The organism is Halomonas sp. B23F22_10, assembly GCF_043496975.1.
In the GTDB taxonomy this organism is placed as follows: Bacteria; Pseudomonadota; Gammaproteobacteria; order Pseudomonadales; family Halomonadaceae; genus Halomonas; species Halomonas smyrnensis.
This window is the reverse complement of sequence record NZ_JBIEKF010000003.1, coordinates 248495-270363: the sequence shown is the minus strand read 5'-3', so window position 1 is coordinate 270363 and position 21869 is coordinate 248495. Positions and strand designations below refer to the sequence as shown.

Sequence of the window (21869 nt, the reverse complement as noted above, 5' to 3'; positions counted from 1 at the left end):
TCAGGCCAGCACCGCCTCGAGCTCGCGCTCGCCGTCCAGCAGCGGGTACTCGCGGCCGTTCGCCGCCTTGCCCTGCACCAGATGCAGCAGCGCATGGGCAACGTTGGCCCGGGAGACCTCGTTGTTGCCGCCGGTTTCCTCCAGCGAGGCGGCGACGCGCCGGGTGGCCGGCTCATCGGTGAGACGGCCCGGCTTGAGGATCGCCCAGGGCACCTCGGCGGCCTTGAGATAGGCATCGGCGGCGCGCTTGGCGGCGAGATAGGGGCGCAGCGCCTCCGGCCCGGCCAGCGGGTCGTCGACGCGCAGGGCGCTGACCATCACGAAGCGCTCGAGCCCCAGCTCGGCGGCCAGATCCACCACGCGCATGGCACCGTTGAGGTCGATCAGCAGCGTCTTGTCGGGGCCGGTGTGCGGCCCGGAGCCGGCGGTGAACACCACCCGGTCGCAGCCCTCGAAGGCGTGACGCAGCTCGCCCTCCAGGTCGCCGATCACGCTCTCGATGCCCCGCGCCTCGAACCAGGCACGCTGGTCGTCATTGCGCACCATCGCCCGAACGGGCTCGCCGGCCTGCCGGGCCAGCTCGCAGAACAGGCGGCCGATCTGGCCGTTGGCGCCAATCACCAGTGTGGTCATGGAAGGTCCCTCGTGTGCCATGGATGTCAGACAGCAATGCGGGCCGGCCCGCCGCGATTCAAGGGCGGAGCGGGAAATCCGCCGTCGACTGGCCGCCCGGCCCCCGGTGACGTACCCTGCGGCCTCGTTTTCACCGCTTTCCATCCCCGTTTTCATTCACCCGACTTTGCGGACAACACCTAGAGGAGCGGCGCCTTGCAACCCGAGGACCTGCAACGCCTGGTCACCCAGCGCATGCCCTTCGGCAAGTACGAAGGCACCCTGATCGCCGATCTTCCCGGCCCCTATCTCGCCTGGTTCGCCCGCGAGGGCTTCCCGGCGGGACAGATCGGCCAGCTGCTGCAGCTGATGCACGAGATCGACCACAACGGCCTCGGCGAGCTGCTCGAACCGCTGCGCCAGCGCGGCTGAACGGCCGCTCCATCCGCCGATTTCCCGATTCATCTCCCTCTTCATCCAGTCACCGCGAGGACACCATGCTGCGTATCTCCAATACCGTGGAAGTACCCGAACACGAGATCGAGATTCACCAGATCCGCGCCCAGGGCGCGGGCGGGCAGAACGTCAACAAGGTCGCCTCGGCGGTGCATCTGCGCTTCGACATCCCCGCCTCCAGCCTGCCGGAGTTCTACAAGGAACGCCTGCTGGCGCTGTCCGACCAGCGCATCAGCAAGGACGGGGTGATCGTGATCAAGGCCCAGGAGCACCGCACCCTGGAGCTCAACAAGGAAGATGCCCTGAACCGGCTGCGCGAGCTGATCCGCCAGGCCATCCAGCAGCGCAAGGCGCGCAAGCCGACCAAGCCGACCAAGGGCTCACAGCGCCGCCGGGTCGACAAGAAGGTCAAGAAGGGCCAGACCAAGGCGCTGCGCGGCAAGGTGAAGCTCTGAGCGACACGGAGCCGGCCGGCCCGGGGCACCGGCCATGAGGGCCAAGCTCGCTCAGCGGAAGGTGTCGCAGACGGCACTCTGCGCCGACGGGTCGTGATGCTCGGTATGCGTCACCGGCCCGTCGCCGGGCGCGATGGGCACGCTCCACTGGTGATCGTGCTGCATGGGATCGCAGTTGCCGGCGGTGCCGCCGCCGAAGTTGGCATCGATCCAGTAGTGCACGGCGTACTGGCCGTCGGCCACCAGCGCGCGCTGGAAGGTGACGGAGAAGCTCGGGTCGTCCTCGCCGGACACCTTGCCGGTCTCCACCGCGATGGTCTCGTCGAGGGCCGTGTCGACCAGCGCCGCCTGGATCGCCTGGCCGCCGTGGGGCCCCTGGAAGCTGGCATCGCCCTGGAAGACCAGGTCCCGCCCCTCGCTGGCGAGCGCCGTGCCGGCGAACAGCGGCAGCGTCAGCAGCAGGCCGCGGCCGAGCCGGGCGGCGAAGGATGTGGTGGGCATGGCGTGAACCTCCCTATGCAGTCTTCAGGGCAAGCACAATGGCCCCTTCAGCATAGTGCCCCGCCCCGCCGCCTGCCGACGGCGAGCTTTTCCATGCGCCATGACTTATATTCTATGCGCCGCCGGGTGCCGCGAGCCCCCCGCTCCACCGTGCCGGCGCGCGCCTGACGCCCCCTCGTCTCGGTCGGATTGAAACAACCGTTTGCATCCTGGCGGCGATCGACTAGACTCGTTTTCGAACAGTGTTTTTAAACACCGGATCCCTCCATGGAAAGGAGCCCCTCCTCGTGTCACCCATCGTCTTCCGCCGTCGCCGCGAGGTCATGCCATGACCACCGATGCACTGCTGATCCAGGTCCTGCTCTACGTCTTCCTGCCGCTCTGGGGCATCGCCGGCTTCGTCGACTGGTGCTGCCATCGTGCCACCCGTATCGAGGCCACCTCGGGGCTCAAGGAATCGCTGGTCCACTCGCTGATGGGCCTCCAGGTCGGCGCGCCGATCCTTCTGTGCCTGCTCTTTGAAGTCAACGTGCTGGTGCTGCTGATCTGCCTGGCGGCCTGGGTGCTGCACGAGCTGGTGGCGCACTGGGACGTCCACTACGCCGCCCCGCGCCGCCACATCAGCATCTGGGAGATGCACGCCCACAACTACCTGGCCAGCCTACCGCTCTACATGCTGGCGCTGATCGCGGTGCTCAACGGCCCGGTGGTGGCGGACCTGCTGACGCTGGACTGGGCCGGCCAGCTGTCGCTGGTCCCCTTGACCGTGCCCCACGGCGGCGCCGGCTACCTGCCGTTCTATCTCACCTTCATGGCGGTGCTGGCGATCTTCCCCTACGCCGAGGAGAACCTGCGCTGCCTGGTCTACACCCTGAAGCACCGGGGGTCGGCATGAGCGTCTACATCACCAGCACCGGCCATCACCTGCCCGGCGAGCCGGTGGACAACGACCGCATCGAGGAGGTGCTGGGTCGGGTCCACGGCAAGCCCAGCCGGCTCAAGCGGCGCATCCTCGAGGCCAACGGCATCCAGACTCGCCACTATGCGATCGATGCCGAGCATCGCACCACGATCAGCAACGGCGAGATGGCCGCCCTGGCCGGCCGCGACTGCCTGGACCGGGGCTATGTGCCCGACGCCCGCCTCGACATGCTCAGCGTGGCCACCAGCCAGGGGGACCTGGTGCTGCCGGGCTTCGGCAGCATGGTGCAGGCGGAGCTGGGCCTGCCGAGCCTGGAGCTGCACACCAGCCACGGCATCTGTTCGAGCAGCATGATGGCGCTGAAGGCCGCCTGGACGGCGATCCGCGCCGGCGAGCACGGCAATGCGCTGGTGGTCGCCAGCGAGCTGGCCTCGCGGCTGTTCAAGGCCAGCCGCTTCGAGGCCGCCGGGGCGACGCCGGACTTCAACGCCGAGTTCCTGCGCTGGATGCTCTCCGACGGCGCCGGCGCCCTGCTGCTGGAGGATCGCCCGCGCGGCCTCAGCTTCCGCATCGACTGGATCCGCGGCGTGTCCCACGCCGACGCCTTCCCGGTGTGCATGAGCGTGGGCCGACCCAACGGCCAGGGGCGCCACCCGAGCTGGCAGGACTACCCCACCTACGCCGAGGCAGAGGCCGACGGCGCGCTGCTGATCCGCCAGGACGTGCGGCTGCTCGACCACCTGGTGAAGCTCGGCGTCGACGGCCTGCTACGGCTGATCGACGAGGGCCGAGTGAGGGTCGACGAGGTCGACCATCTGCTGTGTCACTACTCCTCGCATCACTTCCGCGGCCAGATCTTCGACATGCTGACCCAGGCCGGCGCCGCCATTCCCGAGGAGAAGTGGTACACCAACCTCTACACCCGCGGTAACACCGGCTGCGCCTCGCTGTTCATCATGCTCGACGAGTTCCGCCGCACCCGCCAGCTCGCCGAGGGCGAGACCCTGCTGTGCTTCGTGCCCGAGAGCGGGCGCTTCAACAACGTCTACATGCACCTCACCGTGGTCAGGGAGGCCACCTCATGAGCGACAAGGTCACCACCTCCGAGGGCCAGGCCTGCCTGCAGGGCCTGATGCGCGTCTGGTTCGACTTCGAGCGCCAGCTCGGCCGGGTGCCGATCCTCCAGCGCCTGGAGCGCGACCGCTTCACCGACGAGGACTACCGCCGGCTGCTGTGCCACCTGCGCCAGCAGGTGATCGAGGGCGCGCGCTGGATCACCCGCGGCGCCTCGAGCTTCGAGCGCGACTTCGCCGACGTGCGCTCGATGGTGATCGAGCACGCCCGGGAGGAGCACCGCGACTACGAGATGCTGGAGGCCGACTACGTGGAGGCCGGCGGCGAGCGCGAGACGATCGTTCACGCCGAGCGCAACGCCGGCAGCGAGGCGCTGCATGCCTTCATGATGCATCGCGCCAGCCAGCCCAATCCCGTCGACCTGATCGGCGCCATGTGGATCATCGAGGGGCTCGGCCACAAGATGGCCGACGACTGGGCCCGACGCATCGACGCGGCCCTCGGCGGCGACGGCGGCGCCACCCGCTTCATGCGCTATCACGGTGCCAACGACGACGCCCACCTGGACAAGCTCTACGCGCTGCTCGACCGGGTCTGCCGCGACGAGGCCCAGCGCCGGGCGATCCTGCGCACCGCCCGGGTGGTGGCGCGGCTCTATGCCCTGCAGCTCGAGGAGATCGACCATGAGCCGGCGTAGCCCCTTCCTGCGCGCCCTGGAGGCCGACGACACCCTGCCCATCGAGCGCGAGGCGCTGCGGCTCTGGCTCGACGACATGGAGCGCCCCACCCGCTGGTCGCTGCGCCCGCTGCTGCAGCTGGTGCTGGGCGCGCTGCTGCACCTGACCTGGTTCCTCAAGCGGCTGCCGCTGCCCCAGTTCCGCGCCCACGGCCTGCTGCAGCGGCTGATCTGCTGGTTCTGCCGCCACGTGGTCAGCCCCGAGGCCAACCTGCTGATCCTGCGCCACTACGCCACCGAATCGAACGTCATCAACTTCCTGATCGACAACGGCGCCGCCGGCGAGGTCGAGCCGCTGGCGCTGTATCCGCGGCGCATCGAGGACATGCTCACGGCGAGCTTCGTCGACCACGACCAGGAGCTGTTCCGGGCCATCGCCGAGCTCGGCGAGCGCGGCCAGGACAGCGCGCCGCGCCCGCCCGAGGCGCTGCGCTGGGAACACTGGCGGCCGCTGGACATGACCGAGTTCACGGTCGAGCGCCGGCGCACCCAGGTGCTCGACTTCGAGAGCGCCCACGTGCTGTTCATGTGCCTGTTCTGCCTGCTGCTGACCCGCGAGGAGTACCGCGACGCCATCAACGGCTTCAACCTCGACCAGTCCATCGCGCTGCGCATCGGCCGCATGATCGGCGATCCGACCCTGGCCGAGCTGGCCTACAACAAGTACCCGCACTACCTGGTCGGGCCCTGGAATCTCAGCCAGCGCTTCCTGATGCACGGCTTCTTCACCGAGCACCTCTACGCCCGCCTGGAGACGCTCCGCCGGGAGCAGGGCCTCGGCCAGAAGGAGGAGACGGCGTGACTTTCCCCGGCGGCGCAGTACTATGAATCCGGTGCATCGCGCACCCGGACTCAAAAAGAACGCAAGGGAACTGGACTATGCTGTCATCAACTCATCGCAAGGCTGCACTCGTGGCCCTTCCGCTGCTGTGTCTCAGCGCCGGCGTCCAGGCGCTGGACTGGCAGGCCACCCCGACCTACGGCACCGTGAACCTCAACTCCGGCTTCCAGCCCGACCCGCACGTGACCTCGCTCACCGCCGGCGGCAGCCGCTCGGCGAGCGAGGCGGGGCCCAACTGCAGCGGTTACGTCAGCGGCGACCCCGACCTGGACCTGAACTACCAGGCCGGCCAGTACACCCTGAGCATCTACGCCGAAGCCCAGCAAGACATCACCCTGGTGGTCTACGATGCCGCCGGCAACTGGCACTGCAACGATGACTACTCCACCGCCGCCGGCACCAACCCCGGCATCAAGTGGAACGACCCGCCCTCCGGCAACTACAACATTTGGGTCGGCACCTACGCGTCCGGCGACCTGCCCCAGGCCAACCTCTACGTCTCCGAGGCCAGCCCGTCCTGGAGCGGCGCCGGCGTCTCCAGTGGTTCGAGCCGTTCGAGCAACGGCATCGAATGGGGCGACAACACCAGCCGCTGGGCCAACGACGGCGAATGCGACGACCCGCGTTTCGCCGGCCCGGGCGTGCACTCGCTCAACATCGACGAGGATCGCTACCACGACGCCAACGACTGCCGCTCGCTCTACGAGCAGGGCCAGGTCTACCTGAAGTGATGCCTGCCGGGCGCCGGCAGCCGTCGGCGCCCGACCGTCCCACCGGCGGCCTCAGGGGTTCTTGACCCGCCATATCCGCCGCCCCGGCAACACCAGCAGGGTAGGTATCATCGCTCGGTCATCCTTCGACGGGACAATGTCGGCATCTTGCGGCATGGGCCGGCGTTTGCCCCCCGGCCGCGGCCGTCTGCCAGCTCGTCTTGCCACATCCTGTCCGGAGCGATCATGTCCCCTGCCTCCCGCGTCGCCGACGTCTTCCGCGCCTTCCTGCTACTGGGCCTGACCGCCTTCGGCGGCCCCGTCGCCCACCTGGGCTATTTCCGCCAGGAGTTCGTGGTGCGACGCCGCTGGCTCGACGAGCACGCCTACGCCGATCTGGTGGCGCTGTGCCAGTTCCTGCCGGGCCCGGCCAGCAGCCAGGTCGGCTTCGCCCTGGGCCTCTTGCGCGGCGGCCCGCTGGGCGCCCTGGCCGCCTGGGCGGCCTTCACCCTGCCCTCGGCGCTGCTGCTGATGGCCTTCGCGCTGGGCGCGGCAAGCCTGTCCGGCCCGATGGGCGACGGCCTGCTGCATGGCCTGAAGGTGGTCGCGGTGGCCATCGTCGCCCATGCCGTCTGGGGCATGGCGATCCGCCTGTGTCCCGACCGGCGCCGCGCCACCATCGCCGTGGCCGCGACGCTGCTGGTGCTGGCGGTGAACGGCCCCGCGGGCCAGCTGCTGGCCATCGTGCTCGGCGGCCTGGCCGGCGGGCTGATCTGCCGCGAGGCCGCCCAGGCCACACCGGCGGTGTTGAACGTGGGCCTGAGTCAGCGCACCGGCGCACTCTGCCTGCTGGCCTTCGCCGGCCTGCTGGTCGGACTGCCGCTGCTGGCCCAGGCGGGCGTCGGTCAGGGCATCGCCCTGGTGGACGCCTTCTATCGCTCGGGGGCGCTGGTTTTCGGCGGCGGCCACGTGGTGCTGCCGCTGCTTCAGGCCGAGGTGGTGCCACCGGGCTGGGTGTCGCCGGACGACTTCCTGACCGGCTACGGCGCGGCCCAGGCGGTGCCGGGGCCGCTGTTCACCTTCTCGGCCTATCTGGGCATGGTCACCGGCGGGGTGCCCGGCGCGCTTCTGGCCCTGGGGGCGATCTTCCTGCCGGGCATGCTGCTGCTCGCGGGGGCGATACCGTTCTGGAGCGCCCTGCGCGCCCGGCCGGGGCTGCAGGCGGCGATGCGCGGCGCCAACGCCGCGGTGGTGGGCCTGCTGGCGGCGACGCTGTATCGGCCGGTATGGACGAGCGCCGTCCTGGGGCCGGCGGAGTTCGCGCTGGCCCTGGTGGGCTTTCTGCTGCTGACGGTATGGCAGCGCCCGGCCTGGTGGGTGGTGCTGCTGTGCGGCCTGGGCGGCATGCTGCTGGGACTGCCGTCGTCGCCCTGACCGTGCGAGGCCAGACGCGTGGCCCCAGACGCAAGGACCGCCCCGAAGGGCGGTCCTGTCGCATGCGGTGAGGCGAGTGCGATGCGGCGATGCGAACGAGGCTCAGGCCTCGGCGTCGTGGGCCGCCTTGAGGCGATAGAACTCCTCGACCACGGCGTCCATGGTGCAGGCGTCATAGTCGCACAGGCCGCTGACTACCAGCTTCTTGGAGCCGGTGCCGACCTCCTCGCCGCCGGCCATGATGCGAAACTCGAGCAGCGCATCGCCACGCTTGCCGATGACTTCCAGCGAGGCGTCGGCCAGTTCCAGGCCGGGCTCGATGCCATCCAGGCGCTCCAGCGAGAACCCCATGCTGTCGTAGATCACCAGCGGGCGCTTGGGATTGAACATCACCCCGCGGTCTTCCATCAGCGGCTTCAGATAGTGCGGGAAGTTCTTGCCGGAGAAGGCCACGTAGCAGCGGGTGAAGGCCTCGACCACGGCCTCGTCGTGGGTGATGTCGCCGCTGCGCTCCACCTCGAGATAGCACTTGCCGCCGTCGTCGCGCACGCGGATCCGGCCGTCGTCGTCTTCGTCGAAGGCCAGCGGCACCTCGGCGCCGACCATGCTCAGGAAACGGAAGGTCATGTGCTGGGAGAGGCCGAAGCGAGCCAGCACCAGGGCAAAGAGCAGGTCGCCGGGCACGCAGAAACGACGCGCGTCCGGGTTGTGAATGGGGTTGAAGTCACCGGCGACGCGCTTGGCGAAACGGCTGGCCTGCTCGGCGGTGATGCAGAGCCGCGAGTCCGTGCGCGAGTGGTAATCATCGAGAAACATGCGTCGAGAGCCTGCCCTGAAGTCGTTAGCGATGCGGTTCCGGTCAGCGCCGGAGGAGGCAGATGATGCCACAAAATTTCCCTCTTCGGGCGCTCAATGCCGACATCCGGTGTCGACCTTAGCGTTGATACGCAGCGCCACCCCCTACCAAAGGGGCAATCCCGTCGACGGCGCGCCTCAGTAGTCTGTAGGAGACACCTCATTTTCCGGATGCTTCACACACTCTTCGCTACGGGATGCTCGTCGCCATGCAGACACTCCACCGTTCGCCTCCTGCTCGATTCCCTGCCCCTCGCTGGCTGGCCCTCGCGCCGCTGCCGTTTCTCGCCTCTCCCGCCACTGCCGCCACCGGCTCGATGGACCTGACGCAGTCGTTCGTCGGCGGCCTGGCGGTGATGATCTTCGTGCTGGCCTACTCGCTGGTCATGGCCGAGGAAAAGATCCACATGCGCAAGTCGAAACCGGTGCTGGTGGCGGCCGGCCTGATATGGGGGCTGATCGGCTGGGTCTACGTGCAGTCCGGCATGTCGAGCGAGTCCGAGCACGCCTTCCGCATGACCCTGCTCGAGTTCACCGAACTGATGCTGTTCCTGCTGGTGGCGATGACCTACATCAACGCCATGGACGAACGCGGCGTCTTCGACGCCCTGCGCGCCTGGATGGTGCGCAAGGGCTTCAGCTACCGCACCCTGTTCTGGATGACCGGCCTGCTGTCGTTCGTGATCTCGCCGGTGGCCGACAACCTGACCACGGCGCTGCTGATGTGCGCCGTGGTCACCAAGGTCGCCGAGGGCGACAAGGCCTTCATCAACCTGGCCTGCATCAACATCGTGGTGGCGGCCAACGCCGGCGGCGCCTTCAGCCCCTTCGGCGACATCACCACCCTGATGGTGTGGCAGGCCGGCATCGTGCACTTCCAGGAGTTCTTCGCCCTGCTGGTACCGTCGCTGGTGAACTTCCTGATTCCCGCCACGGTGATGAGTCTGTTCATCGAGAATCGCGTACCGGCCAGCCTCGAGGAAGACGTGTTCCTCAAGCGCGGGGCGCGACGTATCATCGTGCTGTTCTTGCTCACCGTGAGCACCGCCGTGGCCTGCCACACCCTGCTGCATCTGCCGCCGGTGCTGGGCATGATGACCGGGCTCGGCTACCTGCAGTTCTTCGGCTATTACCTGCGACAGACCCTGCCGCGCTCGATCGAGCGCAAGCGCACCCTCTACACCCAGCGCGGCGACTGGAAGATGCTCGAGCAGCTGGGCAGCGTGGTACCCTTCGACGTCTACAAGCGGGTGGCGCGGGCCGAGTGGGACACCCTGCTGTTCTTCTACGGCGTGGTGATGTGCGTGGGCGGCCTGGGCTTCATGGGCTATCTGGCGCTGCTGTCCGATGCCCTCTACACCGGCTGGAACGCCACCGGTGCCAACATCGTGCTCGGCGTGATCTCGGCGGTGGTCGACAACATCCCGGTGATGTTCGCGGTGCTGACCATGGAGCCGGACATGTCCCACGGCCACTGGCTGCTGATCACGCTGACCGCCGGGGTCGGCGGCAGCCTGCTGTCGGTGGGCTCCGCGGCCGGGGTCGCGCTGATGGGCCAGGCGCGAGGTAACTACACTTTTATGGGCCACCTGCGCTGGACGCCCGTGATCGCCCTGGGCTACGCCGCCAGCGTGGCCACGCACCTGTGGATCAACGCCGGCAGCTTCGGCGTCTATGGCTGAGGCCAGGCCCGTCGTCGGGGCCGCCGGGGCGCCTCCGGGAGGCCGCCGCACCGTGAGTGCATTATCTTTTCGTCATGCACTGAATGACGGTAAGCTGTGCGCAACGCTCATCGCGCCCCAGGCCGGCCCACTCGCCCGGCCGAGGGTCGCCGCGAGCGACATAACGACAACGCCCGACGAGTCGCCAGGGAGATAGCGCCATCGTCCTCATCCCGCATTCCTTCAGCGCCAGTGTCCCGATGGCGCCCGATCCTGACCGGCCGGCGTTGCGGCGTGAGTCGCCGTGTCCGCTGCGACGCTCCTCCAGCGCGAGCCCGGCTCACGTCATCATGGGGAGGGGCTGAATGCTCGGACGTCTGATACAGGCCCTCGGACTATGGCTGCTGCTGGGGCTCGCGCCCTCGGCGGCGGCTCAGGATAACGGCGAGGATCCGCAGGCGGTGCTGCTGGTCGCCCACCCGGGCGTCACCACGCATCGTCTGCCCCGCGACGCCGCCCGGGCGCTGTTCGCCATGCGCCAGCGCACCTGGCCCAACGGCCAGGCCACCCGCATCTTCGTGCTGCCCAATCGCCACCCCGTGCACGCCCGTTTCGTCAAGCAGCGCCTGTCGGTCTATCCCCACCAGCTGCAGCTGGCCTGGGACCGCGCGGTGTTTTCCGGAACGGGGCAGGCACCCGAGCGGGTGAGCACTCAGGCCGAGATGCTCGAACAGATCGCCAGCACCCCAGGCGCCCTGGGCTATCTGGAAAGGGAGAAGCTGGATGAGCGTGTCCAAGTCATTACCATGGAATAAGCCATGCACCGCAGGGGCTCTCGGTGCGGTGCTGCTGGCCGCCGTCGCTCCGGCACACGCCAGAGAGGGCGAGGTGCTGGACACGCTGCAGCTGCACGGCTTCTTGAGCCAGGCGCTGGTGATCACCGACGACAACAACTTCTTCGGCCCCAGCAGCAAACACGGCGGCAGCCTGGAGTTCACCGAGCTTGGGGCCAACGTCTCGCTGCGTCCCCACGAGGACGTGCTGATCGCGGCCCAGGTGCTCAGCCGCCGGGCCGGCGGCGAGAGCAGCGACGCCGAACCGAAGCTGGACTACGGCCTGATCGATTATCAGCTGCTGTCCAACCGGCAGCGCAACGTCGGCGTGCAACTGGGCCGCTTCAAGAACCCCTTCGGCTTCTACAACCAGACCCGGGACGTGGCCTTCACGCGCCCCGGCATCCTGCTGCCGCAGTCGATCTACTTCGATCGCACCCGCTCGCTGGCCCTTTCCGCGGACGGGGTGCTGAGCTACTACGAGGAACGTCTGCCTCAGGGCACCTTGAGCTTCCAGGCGGGCGTCGGCCGCGTCCAGGCCGGCGACGACCTGCTCGAGACCCTTCGCCTGGACCGCTTCCCCGGCGATCTTGAGCCGCACACCTCCGCCATCGGCCAGGTCCGCTACGAGCACGACGGGGGACGCATCGTCGCGGCCCTGAGCACGGCCGACGTCGGCGCCCATTTCGACTCGCGCCAGCCCGGGCTCAGCGATGGCGACTTCTACTTCCGGCCCTGGGTGCTGTCACTGCAGTACAACGCCGAGCTCTGGAGCCTCACCGCCGAGTACGCGCTGCGCAACTCCGGCCTGGAAGGCTTCAACGACCCGCGCTTCAACTTCGATACCACCGGCGAGAGCTGGTACCTGCAGTACCAGCGGCGCTTCCTCGACGACTGGCAGTGGCTGGTACGCTACGACCATCTCCTGGCCAACCGCGACGATCCCTCCGGTGACGATTTCGCCGCCAGCGGCGCCGGCCCGGACCACTCGCAGTTCGCCCGGGACTGGACCTTCGGCCTGCAATGGACGCCCACACCGCGGATCATGCTGGCCGGCGAATATCACTACATCGACGGCACCGGCTGGCTGCCGGCCCAGGACAACCCCGAACCATCGGACACGGACCGCTACTGGAACATGCTGCTGTTCCAGGTCGCGTTCCGCTTCTAGCGCTCTCCGGACGCCTCCTTCATGACAGCCAAGGAACCGGCGCAATGACCCTGCCCTCGCTGTTTCGCCAGCGCCGACCGCTGAGCCTGACCTGGCGCGTGATCGCGCTCAGCAGCCTGCTGCTGCTGGTACTGGTCTCGCTGTTCACCTGGCTGGGCCATACCACGCTGACCCGCCAGTTCCAGGAAGGTCGCCTGCAGCAGCATGCGCTCCATCACCGCGAGGTGCGCCTGATCCTGCAGCGCTCGGAGGAAGAACTGCGCCAACTGGCCGGCCTGGCCGCGGCGTCCTCGGGCTTGGGCGAGGCCCTGGAAGCCGATGATCACGCCGCCGTACGTGCCTCGCTGGCGGCCCAATGGCCGAGCCTGCAGCTGGACGCGGGCATCGACGAGATCCGGATCTTCGACGACCGGGGCGAGGCGATGGCGAGCTGGGGGAATTCGCCGGAGCACGGCAGACCCCTCCAGAGCTGGATCGCACAGGTGTTCCGCACAGAGACACCGTTGACGACCCTGCGCTGTGACGTCGACTGCCGCCAGTATGCCGCCGTGCCGGTGCTGATCGACGGGCGCAGCGTGGGCCTGGTCATCCTGTCCCGCACGCTCGCCGACGTGATTCTCCAGGTCAAGTCGGTCTCGAACAGCGAGGTAGCGCTGCTGGGCGCGTCTTCTGGCTCCAGCAACGACGCCGTGCCGGCGCGTCGGCTGTCCGGCTGGCAAGGCCAGCTGCTGGCCCTGACCAAGGAGCAGCCGGGCCTGTCGCTGCTGCGACGGGCCGCCCAGCGGGTGTCGCTGGACACCCTCGCCGACGGCCCGTTACAGCTGCCCCACGAGCAGCGTCTGAAGGAACTGTCGGCCATCCCCGTGACCCGGATTCGATCCGCTGACGATGCCGGCTATCTGCTGCTGATCTCGGATATCACCGCCCAGGTGAATTCCATCAACCAAGACACGCGGATCCTGCTGGGTGCCGGGGTCGCCGGCTGGCTCGCCGCCGAGCTGCTGCTGCTGGCCATCCTGCTGGGCCCCATGGCGCGGCTGCGGCGGGTCGCCGGCGTGCTGCCGGCCCTGGCCCGGGGCGGCTTCGCCGAGGCGCGCCGCACCATCCCCGCCGCGCCCGGACGCTGGCCCGACGAGATCGACGTGCTGGAGGGCACCACCGTCGAGCTCTCCCACCAGCTCGAGCGACTCGAGGGCGAGGTTCAGGCCCGGGGCGAACAGCTCGCCGAGCGCGTCGACGAACTGGCCAGGGAGCGCGACTTCGTCGGCGGCCTGCTCGATACCGCCCGGGTGTTCATCATCGCCCAGGACGCCGCCAGGCGGATCAGCCTGGTCAATGCCTATACCCTGTCGATCCTCGACGTCGAGGAGGCGACGCTGATCGGGCGTCACTTCGACGACCTCTTCCCGCTCCCCGGACATTCGCCGATCGCGGATGCCGGCAGCACCGAGGAGGAGGAGCGCACCCTGCTCACCGTCGATGGCCAGGTGCATACCATCATCTGGTATCACGCGCCCCTGACCAGCGGCGGCGACACGGGCATGGCGCGCCTCTCGGTGGGGCTCGACATCACCGAGCGCAAGGCCGCCGAGGGCCACCTGACCTGGCTGGCCGAGCGCGACCCGCTCACCGAACTCTACAATCGTCGCCACTTCCAGGAGACCGTCCAGACGGCCCTCGAACGCGGCGGCCACGGCGCCTTGCTGCTGCTCGACCTGGACCAGTTCAAGGTGGTCAACGAGCTGAGCGGCCACCACGCCGGCGACCGGCTGCTGCGCGAGGTCGCCGACGCGCTGCAGTTCCATCTCGGCCGGCGCGGCAGCCTGGCGCGGCTGGGCGGCGACGAGTTTGCCCTGCTGCTCGAAGGCGCCGATGCCGAGCAGGCGATCGGCGTGGCACAGCAGTGCAACCAGCTCCTCGAGGGCATGCACTTCCGGGCCGGCGGGCGGCGTCACCGGGCCATCGCCAGCATCGGTGTCGTCCAGTATCCCGCCCACGGCGATACCCCCGCCGACCTGCTGGCCAGCGCCGACGTCGCCATGTACAAGGCCAAGGAACACGGCCACCAGCGCTGGCACCTGCTGTCCACGCTGGAGAATGCCAAGAGCGAGCTGAAGGAGCGCGTCTACTGGGTCGAGCGGCTGCGCAAGGCCCTGCAGGAAGACGATTTCGTGCTGATGGTGCAGCCGATCATGCGGCTCGCGGATCGCGACGTGAAGCACTACGAGGTGCTGATCCGAATGCGCGAGGAGGACGGCAGCCTGATCTCGCCCGCCCACTTCATCCCGGTCGCCGAGCGCAACGGCATGATCGTCCAGCTGGACCGCTGGGTGCTGCGCCACAGCCTGCAGGCCCTTCAACGGCTTCAAGCGAAGGGCATCAGCCTGGCGGTCAATCTCTCCGGACAGTCACTGCACGACAAGGGAATCGAGCATTTCCTCGCCGAGGAGCTGGCCAGCAGCGGCGCCGACCCGCATCATCTGATTCTCGAGGTCACGGAGACCGCGGCGGTCACCGACTTCTCCACGGCCCGAGGCGTGCTGCAGGCGATGCGCGACCTGGGCTGCCGCAGTGCCCTCGACGACTTCGGCGTCGGCTTCAGCAGCTTCCACTACCTGGGCCAGCTGCCGGTCGATTACATCAAGATCGACGGTTCCTTCATCCGCCACCTGACCGATAGCCCCGACAATCGCGTCATCGTCCGGGCCATCGCCGATCTCGCGGCAGGCTTCGGCAAGCAGACCATCGCCGAATTCGTCGATAACGACGAGGTGCTGCCGCTGCTGGATGCCTACGGCATCACCTACGGGCAAGGCTTTCATCTCGGGCGGCCGCGACCGCTGGAGACCCTGCTCGACGACGGCACCTGATCGGGGCCACGCTCCGCCAACCAGAACTCAACGACACAGGGATGCCATGCCATGTCCTCGACCACCGCGAAGGAGACGCCACGCCGCACACGGATCTCCCCTCACCTCTTCGAGCGGTTCCAGCAGACCTTCGCCTTCCGGCTCGCCGATGACGACGAGACGCGACGCCGCCTCTTCCGACTGCGTCACGATGTCTACTGTGAGGAGCTGGGGTACGAGGCACCGGCGGATCCGGTGCATCACCTGGAATTCGATGCCCACGACGAGCACGCCATCCTGTGCCTGATCGAACATCGCGAGACCGGCCTCTCGGCGGGCTGCATGCGTCTGGTGCTGCCGAGGGCCACCCGGCATGACGGCGTCCCCCGCCTGCCGCTCGAGGACTATGCCGGCGACAGCCTGGACCACCCGACGCTTCACCCCCAGCGCTTCACCCACCACTCGGTCTGCGAGGTATCGCGACTGGCGGTCTCGCCGCTGTTTCGCCGGCACTCGACCCAGGAGGAGATCGAGGGCCTGCTGCATGACCAGCACGTCTTCACCCCCGAGCAGCGCGAGACCTTTCCGCTGATCGTGATCGGCCTCTTCCTCGCCACCTACGCCTTGCTGGGCCTGTCCGGTCGCCCGCATGCCTTCGCCATGATGGAGCCACGACTGCCGCGGTTGCTGTCGATGTCGGGCTTCCTGTTCACCCCGGTCGGCCGGGTCATCGATTTCCATGGCAATCGCGGCGCCTTCTACATCGACCAGCGCCGGGTCGAGGGGGACATGAACCGCGACCTGCTGCCGCTCTATCGCGACATCAAGCGCACGCTGGCCTCGCAGCTGGAAGGCGCCCTGCCCCGGCAGGCCCTCGGCGCCCCGTCCTGACGGCCGGACGACAGGATCGGCCCCGGATAGAGCCGCTCCGGCCAATCCAGCAGCATGATCGCCAGCACGTTGCGATGCTCGCCGTACTCGAGATCGGTGCCGCCCCACTCCGAGGGCACCATCCCGGCGACGGGATCATAGGCCGCCACCAGCGCCTCGCGCAGGCGCGTCACGGCCGGCGCCTGCTCCCGACCGGCCAGCAGGAAACTGATGCCCACCTCGGTATAGATATCCGCCTTGGTATCGGCCAGGATTCGCGCCAGATCGTCGGCGAAGCCGTCGAGGACCCAGGCGAACTCCTCCGCCGAGACCGGTCGCTGATAGTAGTCGCTGGCGGCGATCACGAAGTGGGTCATGCCGTAGATCTTGTTGCGGAACAGCCCCCGGTCGAGCGAGGCGTCCCGGGACGGCGGGAAACGCTGCCGAAAGGCGGCGATGGCCTCACCACGCAGATCCGCCACGCCCAGATTCTCCAGGTAGTAGACCAGGTTGGCGACCTGGGCGGCGTAGACATCGAGCACCTCCGGATCGGTCACGAAGGCCTGGAAGTCGACGCCCGAGAGGTACGCCAGCGCCCGACGGTAGCCCGGCAGGTCTCGCTCGTTGAGCAGCTCGTGGAAGTGCGCCTGGGTCAGGTCGAAGGCCAGCCCCTTGGCGTAGTGGATCTCGCCCCAATCGGCCAGCATGCGCTTGCGCCGGCGCTGCTTGGCGGTGCGTTCGGGGTAGCCCTCGATGCCCTCGCGGCTGCGACGCGCCACATAGCCGGGCTCATCCAGCCTGGCGATCTCCTCGCGCAGCGACGCCACCAGCCGCTCACCGTAGGCTCGATTGAGGGGCAACCAGCGCTCGTCGCCGGTGATGCGATACAGCCGCTGGGCATAGTGGCGCTGCTTGCCTGCCGAAAGGCTCGGCAGGGCCCGTTCGTAGGTGGCGCGAATCTCGGCGGCCACCGTCTCGTCGCTGGGTCTCGGGGCGGGGTCGAGGGCGCAGCCGGCCAGCAGCAGTGCCAGCCCCCAGCCGACCAGCCAGCGCCATGAGGCGTGCCGGTTCATGACGACCTCCTGCGGCGGCGTGACCGCTCCGGGGGAATCAGCTTGACCCGTGCCTTGGGCCGGCGCGGCGGCTCGAGCGGCGGTGCGACGTCGTCCGTCTCGCTCGGCGCGGGCGGCGGCGCCACCGTCACCCAGGCGAAGACCGGCAGGGCGAGATGCCAGTGGATGGCCGACAGCCGCAGGCCCAGCGTGGTGGCAAGCGAAGCCACCACGTTCAGCGCGAAGGGCGTGCCCAGCGCTTCCAGGACCACCAGCACAACGCCGCCGGCAATGGCAGCGGTGGCATAGATCTCCTGGCGCAGCACCATGGGCACGCGGCGCGCCAGCACGTCACGCATCATGCCGCCGGCCACCCCGGTCAGCAGCCCCATCAGCACCGCCACCACGCCGGGCGCCTCCAGCGTCAGGGCCTTGTGGGTACCGATCACGGTAAACAGCGCCAGGCCGAAGGCATCGGCCACCGGCAGGAAGCCCCGCGACAGGCGATGGATGTAGTGGAAGCCGAGCACCGACAGCCCCACCGTGGCCAGGATCACCCACAGGTAGGCGGGATCGCCGACCCAGAACACCGGCCGCACCCCGAGCACCAGGTCGCGCAGGGTGCCGCCGCCGATCCCGGTCACCGCCGCCAGCACCAGCATGCCGAAGGGATCCATGCGCGAACGGCAGGCGAGGATCACCCCCGAGAGGGCGAAGACGATCACCCCCGCCATGTCCAGCCAGTAGACCAGCCCCGTCACGTCGTCGCTCCTTGCTCTCGTGCCTCGTCTGGACTCAGGATACGCGATATGCGGTGGCGCGGCGTAGCATCGCCGCCAGGCGTGGTATTGAGCCCTAGTGGCGTGCGTCGGCCAGCGGCGCTCCCCACTCCGGCACCGTCGCCTCGGCGTGCCCCTGCTCGATGGCGTCGGCCTCCGCCGCCGCATGGCGGGCGCCCACCCCCTAGGCCGGGCGCGGCCGGGTCACCCTGGGGATGTCACCGAGATGAGGCCGGGGGTATGCTTCATGCATTATGCTTAAATCATGTCATCGTTCGCCAAGGCCCCATTCCCGATGCCGTTTTCGTTGCCGCCTCCTGTCTGCCGTCCTCTCGCCGCTGCCGGCTTCCTGCTGACCGGTCTCGGGCTCGTGCTGCTGCTCGCCGGCTGCACCCTCAACACCTACCCGGACGGTCACCGCGAGACCGTGCTCGGCGTGCCGAGCGAGGAAGGCCCGACGCGGTATTCCCCGGGGGTGATCGTCGATGAGCAGGGCGAGTCGCGGGCGATCACCGATGCCCCGGACTGACGCCCGCCGCGCCAGCGACCGGAGCGCCCCTTGAACACGCACTGTCGGAGGCCTCGCCGGCCCCACGAGGAACCGCCATGGAATGGACCCCCGCCACGCTGTGGCTCGCCGCCGCCCTGGTGCTCGGCCTGGCCGAGCTGACCTCCGGCGCCCTGTTGCTGCTGGCGCTGGCCCTCGCCGCCGCCCTGACCGCGGCCGCCACCGCCCTGTTCGGGCTGCCCGTCAGCGGCCAGCTGCTGGCCATGGGCATCCTCGCCGGAGTGCTGGTGCCGCTGACCATCAAGGTGATCCGCCCGCGCTTCTCGCCCCGAGGGGTGGCCTACGGCACCACCGGCAGCGGCGTGGAGAGGGGCAAGCGCTACCTGACCCTCGAGCGCGACTTCGACGGCGCCTCGGGGCTCAAGATCAACGGCGACTTCTACCGCCTGCGCGTCGACGGCAGCACCACCACTCGCCTGCCGCCCGGCACCGCGGTCATCTTCAAGGAATTCGATGGCACCACCGCCATCGTCACGCCGGTCGAGACCGGCGCCTCATCACAGGAGCAGTGAACATGGAGCTTCCGTTGAGCCCGGGGCTGATACTCAGCCTGATTTTCGTCGTCATGGGCATCGTGATCATCGCCAAGGGGCTGGTGATCGTGCGCCAGTCCGAGGTCATGGTGATCGAGCGGCTGGGGTCGTTCAGCCGGGTGCTGGAGAGCGGCATCAACATCATCATTCCCTTCATCGAGCAGCCCCGCGCCATCACCATGATCCGTTACAAGAAGATGGGCGAGGAGTACCTACCGCTGACCAGCGACGAGGTGCGCATCGATCGCCGCGAGACGGTGATGGACTTCCCCGGCCAGCCGGTGGTCACCACCGACAACGTCACCGTGACCATCAACGGCGCCCTCTACTACCAGATCATCGACCCCAAGCGAGCGGTCTACGAGGTCGAGAACATGAGTCAAGCGGTGGAGGTGCTGGCCAAGACCACCCTGCGCTCGGTGGTCGGCAAGATGGAGCTCGACAAGCTGTTCGAGTCCCGGGCCGAGGTCAACAACGAGATCCAGGCCTCGATGGAGGAACCGGCCTCCAAGTGGGGGGTGAAGATCTCGCGGGTCGAGGTGCAGGACATCGCCATGCCCGAGGAGGTCGAGTCCGCCATGCGCCTGCAGATGGCCGCCGAGCGCAAGCGCCGCGCCACCGTCACCGAGGCCGAGGGCGAGAAGTCCGCGGCCATCGCCATGGCCCAGGGCCAGCGTGAATCGGCGATCCTCAACGCCCAGGGCGACAAGGAATCCGCCATCCTGCGCGCCCAGGGCGAGCAGGAGTCGATCCGACTGGTGCTCAACGCCATCGGCGAGAACGAGGAGAACAAGCGCACCGTGGTCGGCTACCTGCTCGGCCAGAGCTACATCAAGGCATTGCCGACCATGGCCAAGGACGGCGAGCGGGTCTTCGTGCCCTACGAGTCCACCGCGCTGCTGGGCTCGATGGGCATGTTCCGCGAGCTGGCCGGCTCCCCGGAGGACGCCGTGCGCCAGCATCTCGACGCAAACACCGACCAGACAGGCCTGCGCAGCGGCATGCTGGGCGGGGCAGGCAGCGCCGGCTGACGATGTTCGACTTCAAGGAACTCGAAGCCTTCGTGTGGATCGTGCGCCTCGGCTCCTTCCGGCTGGCGGCGCATCACCTGCACCTGACCCAGCCGTCGGTGTCCGACCGCATCGGCAAGCTCGAGGCGCTGATCGGCGAGCGTCTGCTGGAGCGCTCCCAGCGCCCGGTCAAGCCCACCGCCAAGGGCCGCCAGTTCTACCGCCATGCCGAGCAGCTGCTCGAGGCACGCCAGCAGGCGCTCACGATGCTGGAGCTGGAGACGCCCTTCCAGGGCACCCTGCGCCTGGGGGTGGTGGAAACCGTGGCCCACAGCTGGCTACCCGATTTCCTGGCCGAGCTGGCCAGACGCTTCCCCGAGATGACGCTCGAGCTCGAGGTGGACAGGTCGCCGGGGCTCGCCGACAAGCTCGCCCAGCACGACATCGACCTGGCCTTCCTGATGGGCCCGGTGAATATCGAGAACGTGCTCAACCGCTACCTGTGCCATTACACCATGGGCCTGGTGGCGAGCCCCGCCCTGGGCTTCGACCCGGCCTTCTTCTCGCTGCCGCGCCTGGGCCAGACCCCGCTGATCACCTTCGCCCGTCACACCCGCCCCTACCACGAGCTGGGCTCGCTGCTGCACCAGCAGGGGATCGATGACGTCAAGCTGCACTGCTCGAGCTCGCTGTGGACCATCGTGCGCATGACCCTCGACGGGCTCGGCATCGGCGCCATTCCGCCACGCATCGTGAAGGAGGAACTGGCCAGCGGCGCGTTGGTCCAGCTGCCCTGCCAACTGCCCGCCCTGACCTTCACCGCCTGTTGGCCCCAGCACCTCGACGGCACCCTGGCGGAGGGCGTCACCGAGCTTGCCATCGAGATCGCCCAGCGCGATCAGGCGGCCCACGAGGACGGCTGATCCGGCGGCATGAAAGGTTTTGCCGATCAAAAAGTATCGTAAGAATCGATTTGATTTATCAAAGGCGGATTCCTATCGTGAAGGCATAATCACAAACAGAAGATATCGCCATGCCTTCTTCTTCCTCGATGGCCTCGGCAAGCCCCGCCGAATGCCGCCAGGCGATTCGCCGCGGAGAGTGGACGCGTCACACCAGCGGCCTGGCCGCCGGCTACGCCCAGGCCAACCTGGTGATCCTGCCGGCGCAGTATGCCGACGACTTCATGCGCTTCTGCCTGATGAATCCCAAGCCCTGCCCGCTGCTGGACGTGACCCGTCCCGGCGACCCGGTGCCCCACGGCCTGGGCGAGGGGATCGACCTGCGCCACGACCTGCCCCGCTACCGGCTCTATCGCCACGGCGCCCTGGACGGCGAGTGCAGCGACATCGCCGAGCTGTGGCAGGACGACTTCGTCGGCTTCTCGATCGGCTGTTCCTTCTCGTTCGAGGAGGCGCTGATCAATGATGGCCTCGACGTGCGCCACGTCACCCATGACCGCAACGTGCCGATGTATCGCACCAACCGCGCCCTGACCCCGAGCGGCGCCTTTCGCGGCGAGCTGGTGGTGTCGATGCGCCCCTTCCCGGCCGCCCAGGCGATCCGTGCCATCCAGCTCACCACCGACATGCCGCGGGTCCATGGCGCCCCGATCCATCTCGGCCACCCGGAGCTGCTCGGCATCGAGGATCTGGCCGCCCCGGACTTCGGCGAGCCGCCGGTGCTGCACGACGACGACCTGCCGGTGTTCTGGGCCTGCGGCGTGACCCCGCAGCTCGCCATCGAACAGGCGAAACTGCCGCTGGTGATCACCCACAGCCCGGGCCACATGCTGATCACCGACCTGCCCAACCAGCAGCTGAAGTTCGGCTGAGGCGGGCCGCTCGTTCTCGGGGCCGGCTCGACCCCGCATCCTCGGGCATCGCGATCCGCCGCTTTACAACGGCAACCGTCCACCACGACAACACGACATAACAGCAACAAGAG

The 21869-nt window shown here is 68.4% G+C and carries 23 protein-coding genes; 18 read left to right on the top strand and 5 right to left on the bottom strand.

Annotated features, from left to right (window positions below):
• Entirely contained in the window at positions 1–633 is a 633-nt protein-coding gene (locus ACGTNF_RS08410) for an SDR family oxidoreductase (protein WP_394601298.1), read from the bottom strand.
• Between the two features lie 195 nt (positions 634–828).
• Between ACGTNF_RS08410 and ACGTNF_RS08405 the strand changes: the two genes are divergently transcribed.
• Positions 829–1044 (top strand): DUF3820 family protein, encoded by a 216-nt coding sequence (locus ACGTNF_RS08405; protein ID WP_016855083.1) that lies wholly within the window; start codon positions 829–831, stop codon positions 1042–1044.
• A gap of 65 nt (positions 1045–1109) precedes the next feature.
• Positions 1110–1523: an alternative ribosome rescue aminoacyl-tRNA hydrolase ArfB gene (gene arfB, locus ACGTNF_RS08400; RefSeq protein WP_394601297.1), complete on the top strand. Its 414-nt coding sequence runs from the start codon at positions 1110–1112 to the stop codon at positions 1521–1523.
• A gap of 51 nt (positions 1524–1574) precedes the next feature.
• Here arfB and ACGTNF_RS08395 read toward each other — a convergent pair whose 3' ends face one another.
• Entirely contained in the window at positions 1575–2024 is a 450-nt protein-coding gene (locus ACGTNF_RS08395) for a hypothetical protein (RefSeq protein WP_394601296.1), read from the bottom strand.
• 328 nt (positions 2025–2352) lie between these two features.
• Here ACGTNF_RS08395 and ACGTNF_RS08390 point away from each other — a divergent pair, with 328 nt between their 5' ends.
• The 6 genes from ACGTNF_RS08390 (at position 2353) to chrA (ending at position 7741) form a co-directional block, all read left to right on the top strand.
• Positions 2353–2919, top strand: a complete 567-nt coding sequence (locus tag ACGTNF_RS08390; protein WP_394601295.1) for a diguanylate cyclase — start codon at positions 2353–2355, stop codon at positions 2917–2919.
• The gene (locus ACGTNF_RS08385) at positions 2916–4031 is read left to right on the top strand and encodes a beta-ketoacyl-ACP synthase III (protein ID WP_394601294.1); all 1116 of its coding nucleotides are present in this window, start codon (positions 2916–2918) and stop codon (positions 4029–4031) included. Before ACGTNF_RS08390 ends, ACGTNF_RS08385 begins: the two co-directional genes overlap by 4 nt.
• On the top strand, positions 4028–4717 hold the full coding sequence (locus tag ACGTNF_RS08380; RefSeq protein WP_394601293.1) for a hypothetical protein: 690 nt from the start codon (positions 4028–4030) through the stop codon (positions 4715–4717). The genes ACGTNF_RS08385 and ACGTNF_RS08380 overlap by 4 nt, the downstream gene beginning before the upstream one ends.
• A complete protein-coding gene (locus ACGTNF_RS08375) occupies positions 4704–5558 on the top strand; it encodes a DUF6999 family protein (RefSeq protein WP_394601292.1) in 855 nt (284 codons plus the stop codon). Before ACGTNF_RS08380 ends, ACGTNF_RS08375 begins: the two co-directional genes overlap by 14 nt.
• Positions 5559–5668: 110 nt before the next feature.
• Positions 5669–6328, top strand: coding sequence for a hypothetical protein (locus ACGTNF_RS08370; protein ID WP_394601291.1), 660 nt, complete (start codon positions 5669–5671; stop codon positions 6326–6328).
• A gap of 225 nt (positions 6329–6553) precedes the next feature.
• On the top strand, positions 6554–7741 hold the full coding sequence (gene chrA, locus ACGTNF_RS08365; RefSeq protein ID WP_394601290.1) for a chromate efflux transporter: 1188 nt from the start codon (positions 6554–6556) through the stop codon (positions 7739–7741).
• 102 nt (positions 7742–7843) lie between these two features.
• Here the strand turns inward: chrA and ACGTNF_RS08360 are convergent, their stop codons facing one another.
• On the bottom strand, positions 7844–8557 hold the full coding sequence (locus ACGTNF_RS08360; protein WP_016855092.1) for a DUF3581 domain-containing protein: 714 nt from the start codon (positions 8555–8557) through the stop codon (positions 7844–7846).
• Between the two features lie 248 nt (positions 8558–8805).
• On the opposite strand from ACGTNF_RS08360, the gene nhaD reads away from it, so the two are divergent.
• The 5 genes from nhaD (at position 8806) to ACGTNF_RS08335 (ending at position 16001) form a co-directional block, all read left to right on the top strand.
• A complete protein-coding gene (gene nhaD / locus ACGTNF_RS08355; protein WP_394601289.1) occupies positions 8806–10278 on the top strand; it encodes a sodium:proton antiporter NhaD in 1473 nt (490 codons plus the stop codon).
• A gap of 344 nt (positions 10279–10622) precedes the next feature.
• Entirely contained in the window at positions 10623–11072 is a 450-nt protein-coding gene (locus tag ACGTNF_RS08350; protein ID WP_394601288.1) for a hypothetical protein, read from the top strand.
• The gene (locus ACGTNF_RS08345) at positions 11041–12261 is read left to right on the top strand and encodes a TonB-dependent receptor (protein ID WP_394601287.1); all 1221 of its coding nucleotides are present in this window, start codon (positions 11041–11043) and stop codon (positions 12259–12261) included. Before ACGTNF_RS08350 ends, ACGTNF_RS08345 begins: the two co-directional genes overlap by 32 nt.
• A gap of 44 nt (positions 12262–12305) precedes the next feature.
• Complete coding sequence (locus ACGTNF_RS08340) at positions 12306–15131, top strand: bifunctional diguanylate cyclase/phosphodiesterase (protein WP_394601286.1); 2826 nt, start codon at positions 12306–12308, stop codon at positions 15129–15131.
• A gap of 51 nt (positions 15132–15182) precedes the next feature.
• Positions 15183–16001 (top strand): PEP-CTERM/exosortase system-associated acyltransferase, encoded by an 819-nt coding sequence (locus ACGTNF_RS08335; RefSeq protein ID WP_394601285.1) that lies wholly within the window; start codon positions 15183–15185, stop codon positions 15999–16001.
• Here the strand turns inward: ACGTNF_RS08335 and ACGTNF_RS08330 are convergent.
• Together ACGTNF_RS08330 and ACGTNF_RS08325 are read right to left on the bottom strand one after the other, a co-directional pair.
• The gene (locus ACGTNF_RS08330; protein WP_394601284.1) at positions 15923–17053 is read right to left on the bottom strand and encodes a DUF3541 domain-containing protein; all 1131 of its coding nucleotides are present in this window, start codon (positions 17051–17053) and stop codon (positions 15923–15925) included. The two genes, ACGTNF_RS08335 and ACGTNF_RS08330, sit on opposite strands and share 79 nt — an antisense overlap.
• Positions 17050–17793 (bottom strand): trimeric intracellular cation channel family protein, encoded by a 744-nt coding sequence (locus ACGTNF_RS08325; RefSeq protein ID WP_394601283.1) that lies wholly within the window; start codon positions 17791–17793, stop codon positions 17050–17052. The genes ACGTNF_RS08330 and ACGTNF_RS08325 overlap by 4 nt, the downstream gene beginning before the upstream one ends.
• A gap of 313 nt (positions 17794–18106) precedes the next feature.
• Here ACGTNF_RS08325 and ACGTNF_RS08320 point away from each other — a divergent pair, with 313 nt between their 5' ends.
• The 5 genes from ACGTNF_RS08320 to ACGTNF_RS08300 all read left to right on the top strand — a co-directional run bounded on the left by ACGTNF_RS08320 (position 18107) and on the right by ACGTNF_RS08300 (position 21756).
• Positions 18107–18340 carry a hypothetical protein gene (locus ACGTNF_RS08320; RefSeq protein ID WP_394601282.1) on the top strand — a complete coding sequence of 78 codons (234 nt, stop codon included), beginning with the start codon at positions 18107–18109 and terminating at the stop codon, positions 18338–18340.
• Between the two features lie 77 nt (positions 18341–18417).
• The gene (locus ACGTNF_RS08315) at positions 18418–18891 is read left to right on the top strand and encodes a nodulation efficiency, NfeD-like protein (RefSeq protein ID WP_394601281.1); all 474 of its coding nucleotides are present in this window, start codon (positions 18418–18420) and stop codon (positions 18889–18891) included.
• Between the two features lie 2 nt (positions 18892–18893).
• Positions 18894–19943: an SPFH domain-containing protein gene (locus tag ACGTNF_RS08310; RefSeq protein WP_394601280.1), complete on the top strand. Its 1050-nt coding sequence runs from the start codon at positions 18894–18896 to the stop codon at positions 19941–19943.
• A gap of 2 nt (positions 19944–19945) precedes the next feature.
• Positions 19946–20845 carry a LysR family transcriptional regulator gene (locus ACGTNF_RS08305; RefSeq protein ID WP_172977642.1) on the top strand — a complete coding sequence of 300 codons (900 nt, stop codon included), beginning with the start codon at positions 19946–19948 and terminating at the stop codon, positions 20843–20845.
• A gap of 110 nt (positions 20846–20955) precedes the next feature.
• Positions 20956–21756, top strand: a complete 801-nt coding sequence (locus ACGTNF_RS08300; RefSeq protein ID WP_394601279.1) for a putative hydro-lyase — start codon at positions 20956–20958, stop codon at positions 21754–21756.
• The last annotated feature ends 113 nt before the right edge of the window (positions 21757–21869 follow it).

Bases quoted from the DNA above. Each gene is read 5' to 3' on its own strand.
- ACGTNF_RS08340 (WP_394601286.1), top strand. From the start codon at position 12,306: ATGACCCTGCCCTCGCTGTTTCGCCAGCGCCGACCGCTGAGCCTGACC.
- ACGTNF_RS08350 (WP_394601288.1), top strand. From the start codon at position 10,623: ATGCTCGGACGTCTGATACAGGCCCTCGGACTATGGCTGCTGCTGGGG.
- ACGTNF_RS08395 (WP_394601296.1), bottom strand. From the start codon at position 2,024: ATGCCCACCACATCCTTCGCCGCCCGGCTCGGCCGCGGCCTGCTGCTG.
- ACGTNF_RS08375 (WP_394601292.1), top strand. From the start codon at position 4,704: ATGAGCCGGCGTAGCCCCTTCCTGCGCGCCCTGGAGGCCGACGACACC.
- ACGTNF_RS08320 (WP_394601282.1), top strand. From the start codon at position 18,107: ATGCCGTTTTCGTTGCCGCCTCCTGTCTGCCGTCCTCTCGCCGCTGCC.
- ACGTNF_RS08335 (WP_394601285.1), top strand. From the start codon at position 15,183: ATGTCCTCGACCACCGCGAAGGAGACGCCACGCCGCACACGGATCTCC.
- ACGTNF_RS08380 (WP_394601293.1), top strand. From the start codon at position 4,028: ATGAGCGACAAGGTCACCACCTCCGAGGGCCAGGCCTGCCTGCAGGGC.
- ACGTNF_RS08410 (WP_394601298.1), bottom strand. From the start codon at position 633: ATGACCACACTGGTGATTGGCGCCAACGGCCAGATCGGCCGCCTGTTC.
- ACGTNF_RS08315 (WP_394601281.1), top strand. From the start codon at position 18,418: ATGGAATGGACCCCCGCCACGCTGTGGCTCGCCGCCGCCCTGGTGCTC.
- nhaD (WP_394601289.1), top strand. From the start codon at position 8,806: ATGCAGACACTCCACCGTTCGCCTCCTGCTCGATTCCCTGCCCCTCGC.
- ACGTNF_RS08305 (WP_172977642.1), top strand. From the start codon at position 19,946: ATGTTCGACTTCAAGGAACTCGAAGCCTTCGTGTGGATCGTGCGCCTC.
- ACGTNF_RS08345 (WP_394601287.1), top strand. From the start codon at position 11,041: ATGAGCGTGTCCAAGTCATTACCATGGAATAAGCCATGCACCGCAGGG.
- ACGTNF_RS08385 (WP_394601294.1), top strand. From the start codon at position 2,916: ATGAGCGTCTACATCACCAGCACCGGCCATCACCTGCCCGGCGAGCCG.
- arfB (WP_394601297.1), top strand. From the start codon at position 1,110: ATGCTGCGTATCTCCAATACCGTGGAAGTACCCGAACACGAGATCGAG.
- ACGTNF_RS08310 (WP_394601280.1), top strand. From the start codon at position 18,894: ATGGAGCTTCCGTTGAGCCCGGGGCTGATACTCAGCCTGATTTTCGTC.
- ACGTNF_RS08330 (WP_394601284.1), bottom strand. From the start codon at position 17,053: ATGAACCGGCACGCCTCATGGCGCTGGCTGGTCGGCTGGGGGCTGGCA.
- chrA (WP_394601290.1), top strand. From the start codon at position 6,554: ATGTCCCCTGCCTCCCGCGTCGCCGACGTCTTCCGCGCCTTCCTGCTA.
- ACGTNF_RS08360 (WP_016855092.1), bottom strand. From the start codon at position 8,557: ATGTTTCTCGATGATTACCACTCGCGCACGGACTCGCGGCTCTGCATC.
- ACGTNF_RS08390 (WP_394601295.1), top strand. From the start codon at position 2,353: ATGACCACCGATGCACTGCTGATCCAGGTCCTGCTCTACGTCTTCCTG.
- ACGTNF_RS08300 (WP_394601279.1), top strand. From the start codon at position 20,956: ATGCCTTCTTCTTCCTCGATGGCCTCGGCAAGCCCCGCCGAATGCCGC.